General features: G+C 58.6%; 8 protein-coding genes and 2 pseudogenes. 7 read left to right on the top strand and 3 right to left on the bottom strand.

What is annotated here, in order from left to right; all coding sequences use genetic code 11:
- Window positions 1–1,187 precede the first annotated feature (1,187 nt).
- Window positions 1,188–1,374: pseudogene (locus NKI32_RS31200) on the top strand (IS110 family transposase); the annotation flags it as partial.
- A gap of 135 nt (window positions 1,375–1,509) precedes the next feature.
- On the opposite strand, the gene NKI32_RS31205 reads toward NKI32_RS31200, so the two are convergent.
- Entirely contained in the window at window positions 1,510–5,817 is a 4,308-nt protein-coding gene (locus tag NKI32_RS31205) for a hypothetical protein (protein WP_353005180.1), read from the bottom strand.
- Window positions 5,818–7,133: 1,316 nt separating this feature from the next.
- Here NKI32_RS31205 and NKI32_RS31210 point away from each other — a divergent pair.
- The 4 genes from NKI32_RS31210 (at window position 7,134) to NKI32_RS31225 (ending at window position 9,107) form a co-directional block, all read left to right on the top strand.
- On the top strand, window positions 7,134–7,874 hold the full coding sequence (locus tag NKI32_RS31210) for a DUF3761 domain-containing protein (RefSeq protein ID WP_353005183.1): 741 nt from the start codon (window positions 7,134–7,136) through the stop codon (window positions 7,872–7,874).
- 159 nt (window positions 7,875–8,033) lie between these two features.
- Window positions 8,034–8,246: a YodC family protein gene (locus tag NKI32_RS31215; RefSeq protein ID WP_353005185.1), complete on the top strand. Its 213-nt coding sequence runs from the start codon at window positions 8,034–8,036 to the stop codon at window positions 8,244–8,246.
- 16 nt (window positions 8,247–8,262) lie between these two features.
- Complete coding sequence (locus NKI32_RS31220; protein WP_353005186.1) at window positions 8,263–8,853, top strand: hypothetical protein; 591 nt, start codon at window positions 8,263–8,265, stop codon at window positions 8,851–8,853.
- Entirely contained in the window at window positions 8,826–9,107 is a 282-nt protein-coding gene (locus NKI32_RS31225; RefSeq protein WP_353005188.1) for a hypothetical protein, read from the top strand. The genes NKI32_RS31220 and NKI32_RS31225 overlap by 28 nt, the downstream gene beginning before the upstream one ends.
- Window positions 9,108–11,664: 2,557 nt before the next feature.
- Here NKI32_RS31225 and NKI32_RS31230 read toward each other — a convergent pair.
- Window positions 11,665–12,858: pseudogene (locus tag NKI32_RS31230) on the bottom strand (IS91 family transposase).
- Between the two features lie 4 nt (window positions 12,859–12,862).
- Window positions 12,863–13,768 (bottom strand): tyrosine-type recombinase/integrase, encoded by a 906-nt coding sequence (locus NKI32_RS31235; protein WP_353005190.1) that lies wholly within the window; start codon window positions 13,766–13,768, stop codon window positions 12,863–12,865.
- An 804-nt stretch (window positions 13,769–14,572) separates the two neighbouring features.
- Here NKI32_RS31235 and NKI32_RS31240 point away from each other — a divergent pair.
- Both NKI32_RS31240 and NKI32_RS31245 read left to right on the top strand, forming a co-directional pair.
- Window positions 14,573–14,818: a helix-turn-helix domain-containing protein gene (locus NKI32_RS31240; RefSeq protein WP_352798129.1), complete on the top strand. Its 246-nt coding sequence runs from the start codon at window positions 14,573–14,575 to the stop codon at window positions 14,816–14,818.
- 122 nt (window positions 14,819–14,940) lie between these two features.
- Window positions 14,941–15,744 (top strand): IS30 family transposase (locus NKI32_RS31245; RefSeq protein WP_353005192.1); only part of this gene is annotated, 804 nt, incomplete at its 3' end.

Consider the following 15,744-nt stretch of genomic DNA (forward strand, 5'->3'; position numbering starts at 1 on the left):
CGCCCCCGTTTCCCCGGGGGTGGGCTGTGTGCGCCGCCCCCACCACCACCCCGCCCCACCAATAAACGCCCCGTGGGGTTGTGGTGGGCTCCCGAGGCTGTGGCGGAGACCGCTGCGGCAGCGGCACCGGCCGCCCATACCGAGCCACAACAGGGCAGGTCAACGAGATTGGGCGCTGAGTCCTCCAACTCGGCATCTGCCGGAGACAGGAACCTCAACGGTCGCACCTGTCCATCTCCTCGCCCCGGCCCACGCTGTGTAAACTGCTCGCCGAGCGGTCGCACACATTGCATTAAGCCTCGGAAATCGCTGACAAATCACGATTCTCGCAATGTGTCATAAACATGCGCACATTGCGAAATCACCTCATAACCCATTGAAAAACAAAGACCCGACCGCGGCGCAATGTGCCCCCTTTTATCCTGCCATCCTAATCGGTTGTGCGGTTGTGTTTGGCGATGCTTTGCAACTACCGTCGTTCCTCCTTCAGGATGCGATAACATACGACTCTATTCTCTGCGCTACGATACCGCTTTCGGGCGTCGAGTTCCGATGCGCCGTGCAATCTTCCGCGCTCTGCGACGGGCTGTTTTGGCTGGCACGAGTGCAGCGCTCGAACCATCGTGGCGTACTTTTCCATCGGACTGACGGAGCATCGTCACAGGCAATCGAGCGCGGTCCTGCCGTCTGTCGATCGGCGCGACCGCAGGCAGGATAACGTGCGTTCCGTCGTTCCTGGTCTGCATCGGTCCTGATCCGCCGGGGCGGATCTCCTTGTTCAGATGGCGTCCGTCATCGTGCCGGCGCCATGCGTTTCATTTGACGTCGAACCGCTCATCGATGCGCTCCCAGCAGCTTGCGGTCCTTGACACGGGCGCGCCGCTCGGCGGCGCCCTCACCCGAAGCCGCATCGCCGACGTAGAATGTGCCGCCGCTCCAGATAATGGTATGGACCGGACGCGCTCTGTCGACGCGACGGCAACGCTGTAGAAGCGCAATCGTGAAGGAGCACGCCATGACTGACATCACTCGGCATGACGAAAGTGCCGCTACGATCGGTATGTATGGATCTCGGCAAATACAGCTTCTCCCTCATCGGAGTGGATGCGCATGGGAAAGTGATCATGCGAGAGAACTGACGCGTGAACGACTGGATCGGTATATGACCAACCCTCGCGCCGTGCCTGGTGGGCGTCGAAGCCTGTGCCGGCGCACACCACATTGGCCGTCGACTGGGAGCCTTCGGACATGACGTTCGGCTGATCCCGGGACAGTACGTCAAACCCTTCCGGAAAAGGCAGAAGAATGACTCCCGCGACGCCGAGGCCATTGTCGAGGCTGTGCAGCGGCCCACCATGCGCTTCGTACCAAAGGCCTCGTTGAGTTCGGGGGGGGTGCGCAGCGACCCCCTTGCCAAGGAAGTGCGGAAAAGGCGTATTACGCGCGCACACATCTTGCGAAACGCGCGAACGGAGTTCGTTTGGTTCATCTGAACCGCGTTCGGATGCTTCAATTCAGCTTCGTATTGCGAGGCCAGAGGCCGTCGACAAGCTTTTGGTCGAGGAATTTCTCCCCCATATCCTTTTCGCGTTTCTCTATCGCTCGCTTAAGTTCAGAGCGCTGTCGCTCGAACATGATCTGAGAATGATCGCTCAGCTTACATCCATCAAGCATCCGCCAGACGCGGCGGTCAGCACTGCTCTTGAGGAGTTCAAAATCCGCTGACGCGGCTATGCCATTGTCGGCCGAACTGAACTGCTCCAGCCAATAAATAATTGAGCGGCGGCGCTCCCTCCATCCTTCGGCATAGCGCCAGATATTTCCGAGCCAAGACGCCTGTACGTCCAGGCGCTCTAGGTCTTCGACGCGCGGCGACGAAAGGCCCAGATAGCCCCGAACAATCATAGCCCGCCCCCGTCTCCAGATGGAGGGTGATTGGGCTTCAGAAATAGTCCAACCGATCAATCGCTGCTGGAGGTCTGGAGCCTCTGCGTGCAGGCTGCAATCGAGTAACTCGCGGTCGTTTTCACAGAAGTCGAACGCTTCAATCTGAAGTGTCCACCCCTCGGGGCTCGTGCACGCGAAAGGCATGGTGAGAAGCCAGTCAGAGCCGAAGCTCGTTCGATAAACAGTATGATGTCTCGTAGACAGGAGGTTACGCCATATCGAGGCAAAACGAATTGGATCGCATTTGAGTCCAACGGAGACCATGGGGTATAGGAGACCAGGCTCATGGACAGCGAGTTGATTGAGATTGTCAGCAGACTGAACCGAGAGGAAATCCGCAATACCCTCAAAGGCGGTCGGCTCTGCGGTCCAGAGTGTTTCAACGCCAGCGCTCGGAATGGTCCAGTCGGGACGCCGCCTGCCGCTTGCAAGGGTCGATTGATCCGAACGCTGAACAGCCTCAATTGCTTGGTCAATGATTTCTTGGCGAGCATCGGCATCGAAGCCCAATCGAAATCGCTCGGCCGGCGTGAGAGCCGATTTCTCGAGACCGTGCTGAAGCGTGACACTTCGAGTTTCCAGTTGAGTGTCGTCGGTTGCTAAATTGGAAATGGAAGTCGCCGGCAATGGTCGCTTCTCTGCGTCCAAGACTGACCGCAGTTTGGCAATCAAAATGGCACTGATCACCGCTGGCCCATCCTTTGTATTCTCGGCGGCGCGCACAAGATGGCGAGGATGAAGACGCCGAACCACCTCATTGAGGGAAAGCGACGCCTTTGCGAGAACCAAACTTCCCCAGAAGGCTTCATCATCGTCTCGGGCATTCCCCACAGTCCAGTCCAAGGCGATCAACTCGGCTGCTGCCGCAGGCGCATCGGATTTAGCCAAAATCTCCAATTCGGGCGCTCGGCAATGCGGAGATGGTTGTCTCAGGCGCTCCAGCAATTCAGTGCGCAGGGCACTGGTCAAATCCACACCCGTGGCAGCCACCAAAAAGAGCGCACTTCGCAACCGATTTCGTTCGAGGCCGCCATGAATAGCTTTCGCCAATCCATCGAGCCCGGTGGGACTCGGAATGCTGAACGTCAGCGCCAAATCACGATAGATAACTTGCGACGGTTCCAGGTTCAGGAGCAGGCTAATCTGCTCGTCGCCGTCCTTTGCCAACAAAAATTGGGCCGCCATTCGCAGGTTCGCGCTATCCAGATCGTCCCCAGGTATCGACACAAGCGGCACAAGGTCGGCTGCATCGAGTACTGACATTTCCCTGATGATAACAAACAGGGCTCTTTCAGCCGACACTTGGCCGGCCGCGACGTGACCCAAAAGTCGGCGCGTAATGCCTGCTCTATCATCGCGCGCTGCTCGGGCCAAAACGGGCATCCAATGCTCCAATGCAAGGGATTCGGAAGTGTGGCCCCTTGATTGATAGATTGCCTTAAGGTCGAGATTTCTTGCAAAATCCGTGGCCTCGCGAACAAGGCTTTCCGGTAGTCTCATCTCAGGATGGAGTAGCCAGTCCCGCGCATATGACAAGCGAACATGAGGTTTTTCGGTTTCGTCGGTGACCTTCTGAATGGCTTCCTCGACGGTTGCAGGTCTTTCCCATACTGAAATCGTTTTGATTAACTCTTGTCGTTCTTCTCTAAGCCCAGATTTGTCAAAGGCGTCTGCAACGACGGTCATGGCCTGAGGCGTCCCAATTGCCCATCCAAGTGAACCTGCGGCATACGCCATCAGAATGTCATCGCCCAAGGTGAAAGATTGCGCTTGTGACAACGCTTGATCGACTAGGGCGATCTCGGAGGGTTCGGCACCGCGCAGCAGCGCTGCGATATATTTATCGTCATGGTCTCCGTACCGAACAGACCCGGCTATGGACCAAGCCCTTATCAAAGGCATCAGGTCATCACGTCTATGAAAAGCAAGAACGCTGACGGCGTAGCCAAAGGCGTGCGATCCATCAGGCTCTTCGCCATCTGCTATGGTAAGAGTTTCATCGGCCTCTTTGAACGGTTCATCCAAAACCAAGCGATCGCCGAGGCGTTTGCGCAATCGCTCAAGTCGCTTTTCACGCAAAGCAGACCGGTCGTCTGTTTGCCCCAAGAATGGCCACTCCATTAGACCGACCAAGCCAGCCCAATGACGAGCACGCTCAATCAGTGCTACCCTCAATTCGCTCGTACCAGTGAGGGGTCTAATAATATAAGCAAGACGTTCGGACGCCTCTGCGTCACCTGCGAACCAGACGTATTCAGCGACATCCACAAGAGCTGTGTTTATGCGCCGCGAAATCGCAAGCATGTCGTCTTCGTGTTCCTCGGAAAGGTTTGGCCTATCGAGCCAAAGGGCGAATATCGCCGCTTGGGCTGCTCTCCTACCGACCGCCAATGCGGCGGCCCAACTGGCAACTCGAAGCACTTCACAATCGAATGAGGCCCCGCCCCACGGCTCTATCCAGCTTCGAACTTCACTGACAATCTGTCCAATCGTCCAATCCGCAGGAAGTTCTAGCGCTCGGCGCCAGAGATCCCAGCCAAGTGCAAATGCCGCGAATGACAATGTCAGACGGGTATCTTCCCCGGACCGTTCGGCAAGCCCGCCGTCAACCAGTTCCGTAAGGGTTTGCAAGACGCGCTCTGGATTGTCCGCAAATGGGTTGGCGTTCCGGACCGCGTGATGTAGGTCAGCCGTCGCTATTCGCGAAGGATTCGGCGATGCCTTATCGATTGCCTTTGCAACTTGCCGAAGTGCTTCCTTGAAATCGGGTTCCGCAAGGATGTCACGGTTTCGTGCCAGGCGGTCTTTCCAGTCCTCCCAATAAAGGCGAGCTGGCGTGAACTCGCCCAGTTTTTCAAGCTCTTCACGATATCGGAGTGCTAGATCGAAAAGTCTTGGACGGCGTAGCAATTCCGTCATTTCATCGGATAAAGAGGACCGGCGAATTTTGTGGTTCTTAAGACCTCGGTCGAGTTCCGGGTCTGTGAAGAGGCCTATACGGACAACTTGCGGTTTTTGGCTTAGTCCAACAAACTCATTGAAATCGTGCTCGAACGCATAGGGACGACATGTAGCAAGAACACGAACGCGCTGGCGATAGGGTTCGTCTTGCAGTCGAGTCAATAACTCCGTCCAATCGCTCTTTCGTCGTTCGTTGAGACCGTCCAGGAAAAGTGTCACGATAGGGTCTTGGATATCGTCATACCTGAGCAACATCTCGGCTTTCTTGACCCATTCCGCAGGGGAGCGACCCAACATCATGCTGAGCGCGCAACTCATGAGTGTTATGGGGTCTTTCGAAACGGAAACCGCTTTGGTAACCGGAAGCAAGAGGGTCTCAGAGGCATTCTCCAAAAGCCAATGAAGGGCGGAGAGAGTCTTACCAACTCCTTCGTCGCCGACAAAAAAGCAGGGATTTCCCTTTGTCGCCGCGGCCTTAATGCTTGCGCTGTTAGCATCGACGACATCACGGCGAACGAACTCGGCCCACGGGTCACCTAACCGTCCAGGGGCGGGTCTAGCCCTCAGGCGAAGGACCAGTTTCTGAGGTTCCGACATCGTCTCGCGCCACCAGGCATCGACTGCCGCACGCAACGTCGCAAGCGTGAAATCGGGTCCCGAGAGTTTTTGGCGAAGCTCAAGAGCCCTCCCAGAAAAATTTGCCTCCTGTCTAAGGCGGTCGATCGCCGCCTGGGCTTCTGCCTGAAGCCGCAGGGCAGCCGCCTTTGGCGCCATAGCAATCAGTTGGACAAGGTCTGATCCGCCCAAGGGCGGAGCGTCGAGCGTGAGAAGGCCGATTGCTTTTTCTTCCGCCTCGCGGCGGAGTGCTCGTTCAAGTTGCTCTGGAACAGGGCGGCTGGCGGCGAGCACCCAGAGATCGGGTTTCGGCTCACGATGGGTCGCTTCAACGAAGCCACCGAGGACATTGCGCTGATTTAAAGAGGTAGTGTCTCGATAAAGCTTAGCCTCGAAAACCGTTTCAAATGGACCTCGGCACTTCCGTCACCACCGTACTGGCTTCCGCTTCGCGAACAAAAGAAGCGTCTCCCACAGATTTCTGACAGCGCTTCGCCTACAAGATTCTCGAATTCACCGTCTCCTATGCTTTGCAGATGCCGAAGCAGAATTTCTTCATCTGGCGGCCTTTTCGTTGCCCCGCGCTTCTTTCGGCTAACCATTTTCTTCATCTTTCACGCCAATATTTCGGAATAGATATCTGCATTGATTCTTACAAAGCAAGGCATCCTATCCATCCGAGAAGGTGCTCCCCATCGGGGCTTTTCATCCCGGCTCAGACTCCAGCAACACTTTTCCACAGATGGTGTGTAGAATTTGTGCTTTCGTAGCGCTTCCGTACGATTGCGTCTCAAAATGCGGCCGGCTAACGCCCTGTTATTCATGGCTAAAATGGCGCACCCGACAGGGCTTGAACCGGTGTCCTCTGCCCTTCGGAGGGCATCGACCAACCTCTTCCTCAAAATGGAAAATTTCGACTACGCCGCGTGCCGTCTTTCAGGATGGTCAATATCGTGTCGCGTTGCGTTGCAATCAGCTTCCGTTGATTTCCAACGATTTCCTGCCACTATTGGCAAGTCCATGCGACATGCGGCGCAACATGAAAGGTCAGGGAATGCGCTACGTCATACTTATCGACAGCCACCCGGATCCAGCAACCAAATACTTCCTCGACCTGTTGGAGGCCAAACGCCATGCGGAACGAACCGCGGCGAAGCACACTCATGCTGAGATCTGCATTGAAGGCTATCCCGCAAGTGGAGGCCCCATGGCAACTTGGCGGTACGACCGTGATGTCGCGTCGTGGGTTTCAACAAGTTAGCACGCCGCTTGAGGGATGGCGGGCCCGCCCCGCCGCCGTGAGACAACGGGTGAGCGTTAATCAAGCTTGCGAACCACTCGACTCACACAGCCTCCGGTGCTTTGATCCCCGTTCCTTGGGGGGGAGCTCTCATGTTTCGGATCATCGCCGCGTTAGCGGTCGCCGGCATTCTCATGCCGGCCGATCCGGCGTCCATCGTTCGGCGCCGGAGGCACCGCTACCGTGGTCAACCATCCCGGTTGAGGGATGCTGCAAGACCTGTTCGGCCGGCAAGGCGTGCGGCGATAGCTGCATCTCGAGGGAGAAACGGTGCCATAAGGCCCCAGGGTGCGCCTGTGATGGATAGGCAATGAGGGCCGTTGCAGGTCACCCAATTGCAGTGTGCTTTCTGACGTTCATCGTCTCGAGGATTGGCCTATCGCCGTTCGTCGGTGTCGACGTCTGCAAGGACGGATGGCATTCGATGTCGATCGGCCGCCGCGGCGCCTGCTCCTGGCATGGCGGCGTTGGTGGCCTCGACCATGGCAATTGGGTCCTGCCTGCGACAATCGCGCTTGGCGTTGCTGCCGGCTTCGCTTGGAGCGCCCTTAGAGCGAAATGGAGCGAGACGGCGACTCCTGTCGAAGAGTGGGGGCCCGTCTATGTACCCCAACCGGAGGAGCCGCCATCTCGTCCAAAAATCTCAAGTGAGGTTTCGGGGCAAGAAGGAATGCAGTCCGTGCTCAAGCAGAGCGGCTGGCTGGCATGCCCAGTTTGCGCTGCCGAAATGAAGCCGCGAATGGCCCATCGAGGCAGGTATGGCGGCCGGGACTTCTGGGGCTGCAGCCGCTATCCGTCCTGCAATGAGATTATGAATATCAAACCTGCCGTTGCGAAGACAGGGCCGCTGCCAACTGCAGGATTCGGCTCGGCGACCGCCGCCCTTGAGCCAGAAGAATTGGCACGATTGCGAGAACAAACGCGACAAGCGACCAAGGAGTCAGCCGCCTACATAGCGGCCGAGCTGGCGAAGGCGAAGTTGCGTAACGAGCGCCGCGGGAACTCGAGCCATCTCGGCAAGAGTCGATCGTATCGAAAGCGCAACAGATGACGGTATCGGCCGATCGTCATGACAAGGTGTCGTGCATTCGTGTTGGCATTGCCACGGGCCCACTGCGGATTGCGGGGACGCCGGCCATATCCAGTAGCGAGCCGGGCAACGGAAGCGCAGGCTACAGTGCAGGCAGCGATTCGGCGGAATGGAGCAACAATGACTGAGGGTGATTTTGCGGTCGGCGACGAGGTAGCGCACCGGACTGGCGGAAAGAAGATGATTTTCACCGGTAAGAGCATGACCGGAGAGGCGATTTGCGAGTGGTTTGACGGAGCGCGACGGCATCAAGAATCATTCGCATTTGTCGCGTTGGAAAAATACGAAGAGCCCACGTCGTCGAGTTTATCCGGCCGCGCTATGCGCGGGTGACCTTGGTAGTGTTCCGATGGAAATAGACAAAATCGACAAAGGCGACCTGGAGCCTGACGGCAAGAAGAAGGCAGCGCGAGCGGCGATCAATGCACTTGCCGGTTCCATCCCCTTCGTCGGTGGATTGATTTCGGCTGGCGTTGGCTACTGGTCGGAAAAGGAGCAGGAGGATGTCACCAATATCCTGAGGCAATGGCTCCAGATGCTGGAGGACGAGCTCCGAGAAAAGGGAAAGACGATCGCAGAGATCGTCGCCCGGCTCGATATGAAAGACGAGACAATCAGAGAGCGGGTGGAGTCTCCCGAATACCAGGCTCTCATGAAGAAGGCGTTCCGCAATTGGTCGTCGATTGACACCGAATACAAGCGACAGCGGATCCGGAATATCCTCGCAAACGCTGCAGCCGCCAAAACTACGTCCGACGATGTCGTCCGTCTGTTTATCGACTGGATCAATCTGTATTCCGTTTTCACTTCGAAGTTATCGGGGAAATTTATCGCAATTCGGGCATCACTCGAGGCGGAATTTGGGACAATCTGTCGAAACCCGACGTCAGAGAAGATTCAGCGGAAGCGGATTTGTTCAAGATGCTTGTTCGTGACCTGAGCACCGGCGGGGTGATCCGGCAGGTGAGACAGACCGACTACGCGGGAAATTTTCTGAGAAAGCCGCCCGTCAAAAAATCACGGCCCGGACATGCCCCCCGCACCGCAAAGTCGGCTTTTGATGAGGTTGAGCCTTACGAACTGACAGATCTTGGCCAGCAATTCGTGCACTACGCCATGACGGAAATCGTTGCAAAGATCGAATTCCAGGAGTCTGCTGATCCCGCAGAACCGACGAAAGTTGGGGACAGCTGAACTGGGCCGTTGATCTTACGTCGCATGGTGCGCGTACTGTATGGTGTTCCAACGGGTGGGGTGAATACATGGCGAAGAAAGCAAACGAGACTACCAGCAAAAAGGTCGCTTCCGCGGCATCAAAGTTGCTCCGTTCCAAGAGCTCGTCGAAGGCGGTCAAATCAGTTGCAGCATCGGCACTTACTCAGCGGGTGAAGAAGAAAAAGTAGAGATCGTAATAGTCCGCAGGAAGCGAGGTCGCCCGAGCCAAACGGGCGGCCTTTTTCAATTTGGTGGCAGCTTGTGGATTTCCAACCGTACCGGGCCGCCTCGATCGCAACGGGTGCAGAATAGCGCCCTCTCGACCGAGCTGACAGCGCGCCCTTGCCATACCGCCGGATCAGCCCGGCAGGTTTCACCTCGGCTTGATGCGAACATTTGGTGCACAGGCTCGAAGCGTGTGCCATTCTCGGAGGTCGCCGAGCGCGACGTCCAGGCCGGCATGCACACTGCCATTGATCATTGTCTGCGGCGGGATTTTCACCTTGCCTGGTGTAATGATCTTTCCATGACATGGCGGCTGTTGTAGTGGATCAGCAGCATGCCGGGCCGGCGCCGAATGGCAGCGTGCCAAGCAGCCATGCTGACGGCGTTGGGCCGACAACAGACTCTCCGCTGCTAGGTTACCCAGCACGCAACCGGACACGTGAGACTTCGGCGCGAAGGTCCGGGACCAGGCCCTAACCGGACATCGGCGGGGCCGAGGTAAGCTCCGCTGCAGGCTTTGCCGGCTCGATCGCTAACCACCTGCGATAAGCCGCGAACGCCGGCTTCGAACCATCCACGCGGCTGGCCGTTGGGCGTACAGGCGGTGTAAGGAGGCTTCTTGCCTTTGAAGTTGGGCTCAGCGCTTGGGCGACGGTTCGCAGGCTATTCTGCTTCCGTCACGGTTCAAGCCGTAGCTATCTTCAGCGTGGCATTCGAAGGGGCACGAGACGTAAGCCGGGCCCCTGCCGCTAACGCCCTCACAATCTAGATCCGAAGCAATGGCCACGCAAGTTGAATTAGTATAGTGTCGACCGCAGTCAGACGTGTCCCGACCTACGAGCAGTTGGCCTCTGATTGCGTTTGAGTCTTAATTTCTAAAGCAAACCGTACAAGGGGGATGGGATGTTTCCACTGCTTCGAGCGGTACTTGTTTTCGTGCTTTTTGGCGCATCGAGTCTGTCTATGCTTCCTGCCGGCGCGGTGCAGATCACAGTCCATGGGACCCACCCTTTTAGACCGAAGGTTGGATTCAACCCGACGTGCACGATGAAACTGGTGCCGCCCCCATTTCAGGAACTCGCCTCCTACCAGTACCAGAGCAAGACCTTCGGCTACGTGCGCTATTGCGCAGTGATGAAGGGGGACATGGTGAAGGTTTCTATTATCAACGAGTGGACCAACGGACGAAGCCGAGCGTCCCAATACCTTTGCACGTCGAGCACGTGGCTAGATGGGAATGGAAAGACCGTATTCCATGCGACTTATGGCGGTAACGGCATCAATGTGGGCGGCGGAGGGGACATCACCCGGTCGAAGAACAAGGTCCTAACGATGGATCAGTTCAAAAGCATCCGGACTTGGACTTGGACTTTCGGATTTTGCCCCCCGCCACCACCCACTCCAAAACCGCCGAAGCCCAATCCGCCCGGGTCCCATTACGGGCAAGACAAGAACGTTTGCGCCGGGCAGTACCTGGACGGTTGGGCTGTCGTGGATGTATCAACGACGAGCAACAACTGCGGTAACGCCCTTAACAATCAATGGCACCTGAAGAACTTGAATGGCGCTCCCGGCGGGGCGTTCCAGACAATCTGCAGGTTTTCGCACTACCCCGACGGATGGGCGATCACCGGCTACCTTACTGAATACAGCAGGTGCGGGGACCCCACGACTGACAACCTTCGTATGATACAAAAAGGGTAGAGCGCGGCAATAAATACAGAGGCCTCAGACCGCGCCGATGGACGGACGCGAAGATACGGCCGCATATGCCGATCGTCGTCGAGATTTTTGACGTTTCAATTCTCATAAGCACGGTCGCTCCTCCGAAGTCGACCGTGACTAGGTCGAAAATAAAGATACCTTCGTCAGCGAACGAAGTTGACGATCCGCCATCGGGAATAGTGAAAGCCTTTCGAAGGTCTGCTATTGGCGCACAGATGCCGTCACGCAGAAAGCAATGTGGTGTCTGCTTTCGGGCAGTGGCAACGGCTGACTCTAGGACCGGCATGCTTAAGGGTTTCGGGTGCCGTCAGGCGTACGAAAGTCTCTCATGCAGGAACCCGCGGGCCGCACGCGGTGCGCTATGGGGTTTTGTGTTTCGGGGTGTGCCAGCGCCTGTCGCGAACTTCCGCATAGGATGCGGTGGGCATGTCGTGGAAGCGGCTTCCGGGCCAGGTCGCAGAGCCTGTAGCGTTGTTTCCGACGGGATTGGTGTGCGGGACGACCGGCCCCACGGCAACGTGCACATGACATCCCGTTGACCGGCGCCGGCGTGGCGCGGCCGTACGAGCAACTTGGCCATGCCGGGTCATGGGGCGTTCTCCCGGTTTGGCGCTCTTGAGGCAGGCGGTGCACGAGGCTGGCACCACCGTTCGAACCTCTCGATGACGACCATGCGTCCGCCGCAGCAAGGGCACGGCGGGCGGACGTCAGCCGGTTCTTCCGGAGTGTCGTCTTCGGGCGGCGGAGCGACGTTCAGCAGTTCGCGCGCGAGTGCGAGGCTGGCCTTGCGGGCGGAACTGGCGAGCAGCCCATAGTGACGGATGCGATGGAACCCACGCGGCAGGACATGGAGCAGGAAGCGGCGGATGAACTCGTCGGCGGCAAGCGTCATGATCTGCTGCCGGTCGACGCCGTCGCGGCGATAGTCTTTGTAGCGGAAGGTGACGCCAGCCTCGTCGAAGGCGATCAGGCGGCGGTTCGAGATGGCGACCCGGTGCGTGTAGCGCGACAGGTAGGCGAGCACCGCTTGGGGGCCGGCGAACGGTGGCTTGGCATAGACCACCCAGCGCTTGCTGCGAGCAGGCTTCAGATAACGCAGGAAGGCCCGACGGTCGGCCAGGTGCGCCGCCTATCCGAAGAAGGCGAGCCGACCGGCGTCGTGCAGCGCGACCAGCCGGGTCAGGAACAGACGGCGGAACAGCTTGCCCAGTACTCTGACTGGGAGAAGGAAGGCCGGCCGCGACGATATCCAGCGTGACCCGTCCGGCGCGATGCCGCCGCCCGGCACGATCATGTGGACATGGGGATGGTGGGTCATTGCCGAGCCCCATGTGTGGAGCACGGCGGTGATGCTGATGCGCGCGCCGAGGTGCTTGGGATCCGCCGCGATCGTCAGCATGGTCTCCGATGCCGCCTTGAACAGCAGGTCATAGACCAGCGCCTTGTTGTGGAACGCGATGACGGCGACCTCGGCGGGCAGCGTGAACACGACGTGGAAGTAGCCGACTGGCAGCAGGTCGGCTTCGCGCTCGGCGAGCCATGTACGGGCGGCCGCGCCCTGGCACCTGGGACAGTGCCGGTTGCGGCAGCTGTTGTAAGCGATCCGCCATTGGCCGCAGTCCGCACAGGCTTCGACATGACCACCCAATGCAGCGGTGCGGCAGTGTTCGATCGCCGACATGACCTTGAGCTGCTGCAGGCTCAGATGCCCTGCATGGGCGACCCGGTATCCGGGGCCGGCAGCACGGAAGATATCGGCGACCTCCAGGTCCGCGCGCAACGGTTCAGCCGGGAGGGGTCTTGCCTTCCATCAGCGCCATCAGCCGGTCGAGCGGCCCTGCGACCGCGTGGATCGTCCGGGTCGAGACCTTGGTGTAGAGCGCGGTGGTATCGAGCTTGCTGTGCCCGAGCAGCACCTGGATGACGCGGATGTCGACATCCTGCTCAAGCAAGTGGGTGGCGAAGCTGTGACGCAGCGTGTGCGGACTGACGCGCTTGCGGATGCCGGCGACTTCGGCTGCTTCCTGGACGGCGCGATGCAGTTGCCGCGACGAGATCGGCGCCGTGCAGCCGCGCCCCGGGAACAGCCAGCCATGGGGGAGCATCACCCCGCGCCGCTTGCCTTCGCGCCACCACAGCCGCAGCAGTTCCAGCAGTTGCGGTGAGAGCATGGCGTTGCGGTCCTTGCGTCCCTTGCCGTGCTCGACGCGGATCAGCATGCGTGTCGAGTCGATGTCGTCGACCTTGAGGTGCGCGACCTCGGACACGCGCAGACCAGCGCCATAGGCGACACCGAGCGCGGCCTTGTACTTGATGCCTGGCGCCGCTTCGAGCAGCCGCGCCGCTTCCTCAACGCTCAGCACCTCGGGCAGCTTGCGCGGATACTGGGTGACCACCAGCGCACGCGCCAGATCGCGCCGCCTCAGCGTCACCGTGAACAGGAATCGCAACGCCGAGACCGCGCCGTTGATCGTCGCCGGGCCCAGGCCGTTCTTATGCTGATGCAACTGGAAGCGCCGGATGTCCTCGATCGTCGCCGTGTCGGGAGCGCGCCCAAGGAACACGGCGAAGCGCCGGACATGACGAACGTAGTCCTGCTGCGTATGCGGTCCCAGGCCCCGCATCAGCATGTCCTGCTGCATGCGCTGGCGGAGCGGTGTGATCGGAGCATCGGTCGACAAGGTAGCCATGGCAAGTTCCTCTCGTTGAAGGGAACTCCATGGTCGGATCGCGGCCTCTACCCGCTCAAGGCCTATGAATACCGCGCCATCTCAGAACCAGGCGACACTCCCGCGAAGCGGGTTCGTGCATGAGGCGCAAACCTGCCGTTCAAAACGTCGCACAGTTGGAAGTTCGTGCTGACGCGCTATCTGGCGCACATCCCAGACGTCGATGGCTTCAAACCTGTCCAAAAACCGAATCTAGCATCCCACTTTGTCCATAAGGAACCGCAATTCGGGCGGAGGCGCGACCCAGAAAGTTCGAAAAGCTTCCAGGAACCCCAGGGAAAATTTGTCGGTTCGTCGATATCGCGATCTGAGCCGGCGATTATTTCGAGCTTGGCGATAATGCCAAGAAGCGACCGCGCCCGTATTTGCGGTAGCTCGTCCTGAAGCTTCAAGGCCACAGTGGAAGACTCGACCTCAGCTTGGCAGGCGATCGAGTAGGCGACCCGCTTGTCCATCGCTTCCGAGCCTCTAGCTAGCGTGGAGATAACGCCTCTCTAGACGCTGTTGAAGACGGCAAAGGATTTGAGAAACATGCTGCGCCCGCAACCAATCTCGCAGCAGTAGAATTGGAGGGTCTGCATCGACAACCGGTGCGACGCCGTGCTCCCGCCATTCGTGACGAGAGGCATAGTCGTGCTATGGTCTGAATCAGCCATGATCCGAGCTCCGCAAAGCGTGGGCGTGGTTAGACTGTTGGAAGCGGGGAACCACCCCCAACGTAAAACAAGCATATTTGCACTTTTTGTGCAACAGGGCATTTGAACAATGAAGGTAGGTGCGGCCCAAGTTCGCGCAGCCCGCGGGCTTCTCGACATTTCTCAACAGGAACTGGCGGATCTATCCAAGGTAAGTTTGAGGACGATCGTGCAGTTCGAACGCGGTTCGAAACCAGCATCTGAATCGATCCTACAAGTGCTGAAGCTATCGCTCGAAGCAGCCGGAATAGAATTCATTCCAGAGAACGGCGGTGGCCTTGGTGTGCGCTTGTCACGCGGTACCGAAAACACTTAACCGAAGGCGGCACCTGAGGGCGGCATTACGGATTATCTTTTTCCGAATCAATGTCAGCAAGGCGCGGTGGGTTCAACCGGTCGCCGCAACACCTTTAATCTGAGAGGATTGGGAGGTGTCGCATGGTGACGTCACGGATCTGGTTTACGCCGGAGCAGAAGGCCGAGCTTTGGGAGCGGTGGAAGCAGGGTCAGAGCATTTCATCGATCTCGCGGGCACTAGACCGCCGGACCAAGGGCGGCGTTCAGCGGATCGTATCCTTACACGGCGGCATTGCTCCGTCAGCAAGGCGTAGAGCGGCCTCGGCGCTCGAGCTGGGGGAGCGCGAAGAGATCTCTCGCGGGATTGCGGCAGGTCTTGCCATCCGCGCTATTGCACGAAGTCTGGGGCGATCCCCATCAACGATCAGTCGCGAGATCTCGCGCAATGGCGGTGCCCAAGCGTATCGAGCAACCCGAGCCGACAAGCAGGCTTGGCAGCGCGCGCTTCGCCCGAAGCAATGTCGCCTGGCATGCTCTGGACGGCTAAGGTGGCGGGTGGCGCAAAAGCTGGCACTGCAATGGTCGCCGGAGCAGATTGCGGGTTGGCTGAAGCGAGCGTACCCAGGCGATCCAAGCATGCGGATATCTCATGAAGCGATCTATCGCAGCCTGTTCATCCAGTCGCGAGGGGTGCTCAAGAAGGAGCTGACAGCCCATCTGCGCACCAAACGACAGATGCGCCTCGGCAAAGGTGCACAGAGCAACCGAACGGGGCAAGGTCAAATCCTCGATATGGTCTCCATCCGCGAGCGTCCCGCCGAGGCGGAGGACCGTGCCATCCCAGGTCATTGGGAGGGTGATCTGCTCACCGGAGCAAACGACACGAACATCGTCACCCTGGTCGAGCGACACAGCCGGTTCACGATGCTTGTGAAGTTGGCCAGA

Source organism: Mesorhizobium sp. M0761 (genome assembly GCF_040320205.1).
Lineage (GTDB): Bacteria > Pseudomonadota > Alphaproteobacteria > Rhizobiales > Rhizobiaceae > Mesorhizobium.

Coding starts and splice junctions, on each gene's coding strand:
- NKI32_RS31210 (WP_353005183.1), top strand. CDS start 7,134: ATGAGGGCCGTTGCAGGTCACCCAATTGCAGTGTGCTTTCTGACGTTC.
- NKI32_RS31235 (WP_353005190.1), bottom strand. CDS start 13,768: ATGGCTACCTTGTCGACCGATGCTCCGATCACACCGCTCCGCCAGCGC.
- NKI32_RS31220 (WP_353005186.1), top strand. CDS start 8,263: ATGGAAATAGACAAAATCGACAAAGGCGACCTGGAGCCTGACGGCAAG.
- NKI32_RS31215 (WP_353005185.1), top strand. CDS start 8,034: ATGACTGAGGGTGATTTTGCGGTCGGCGACGAGGTAGCGCACCGGACT.
- NKI32_RS31240 (WP_352798129.1), top strand. CDS start 14,573: ATGAAGGTAGGTGCGGCCCAAGTTCGCGCAGCCCGCGGGCTTCTCGAC.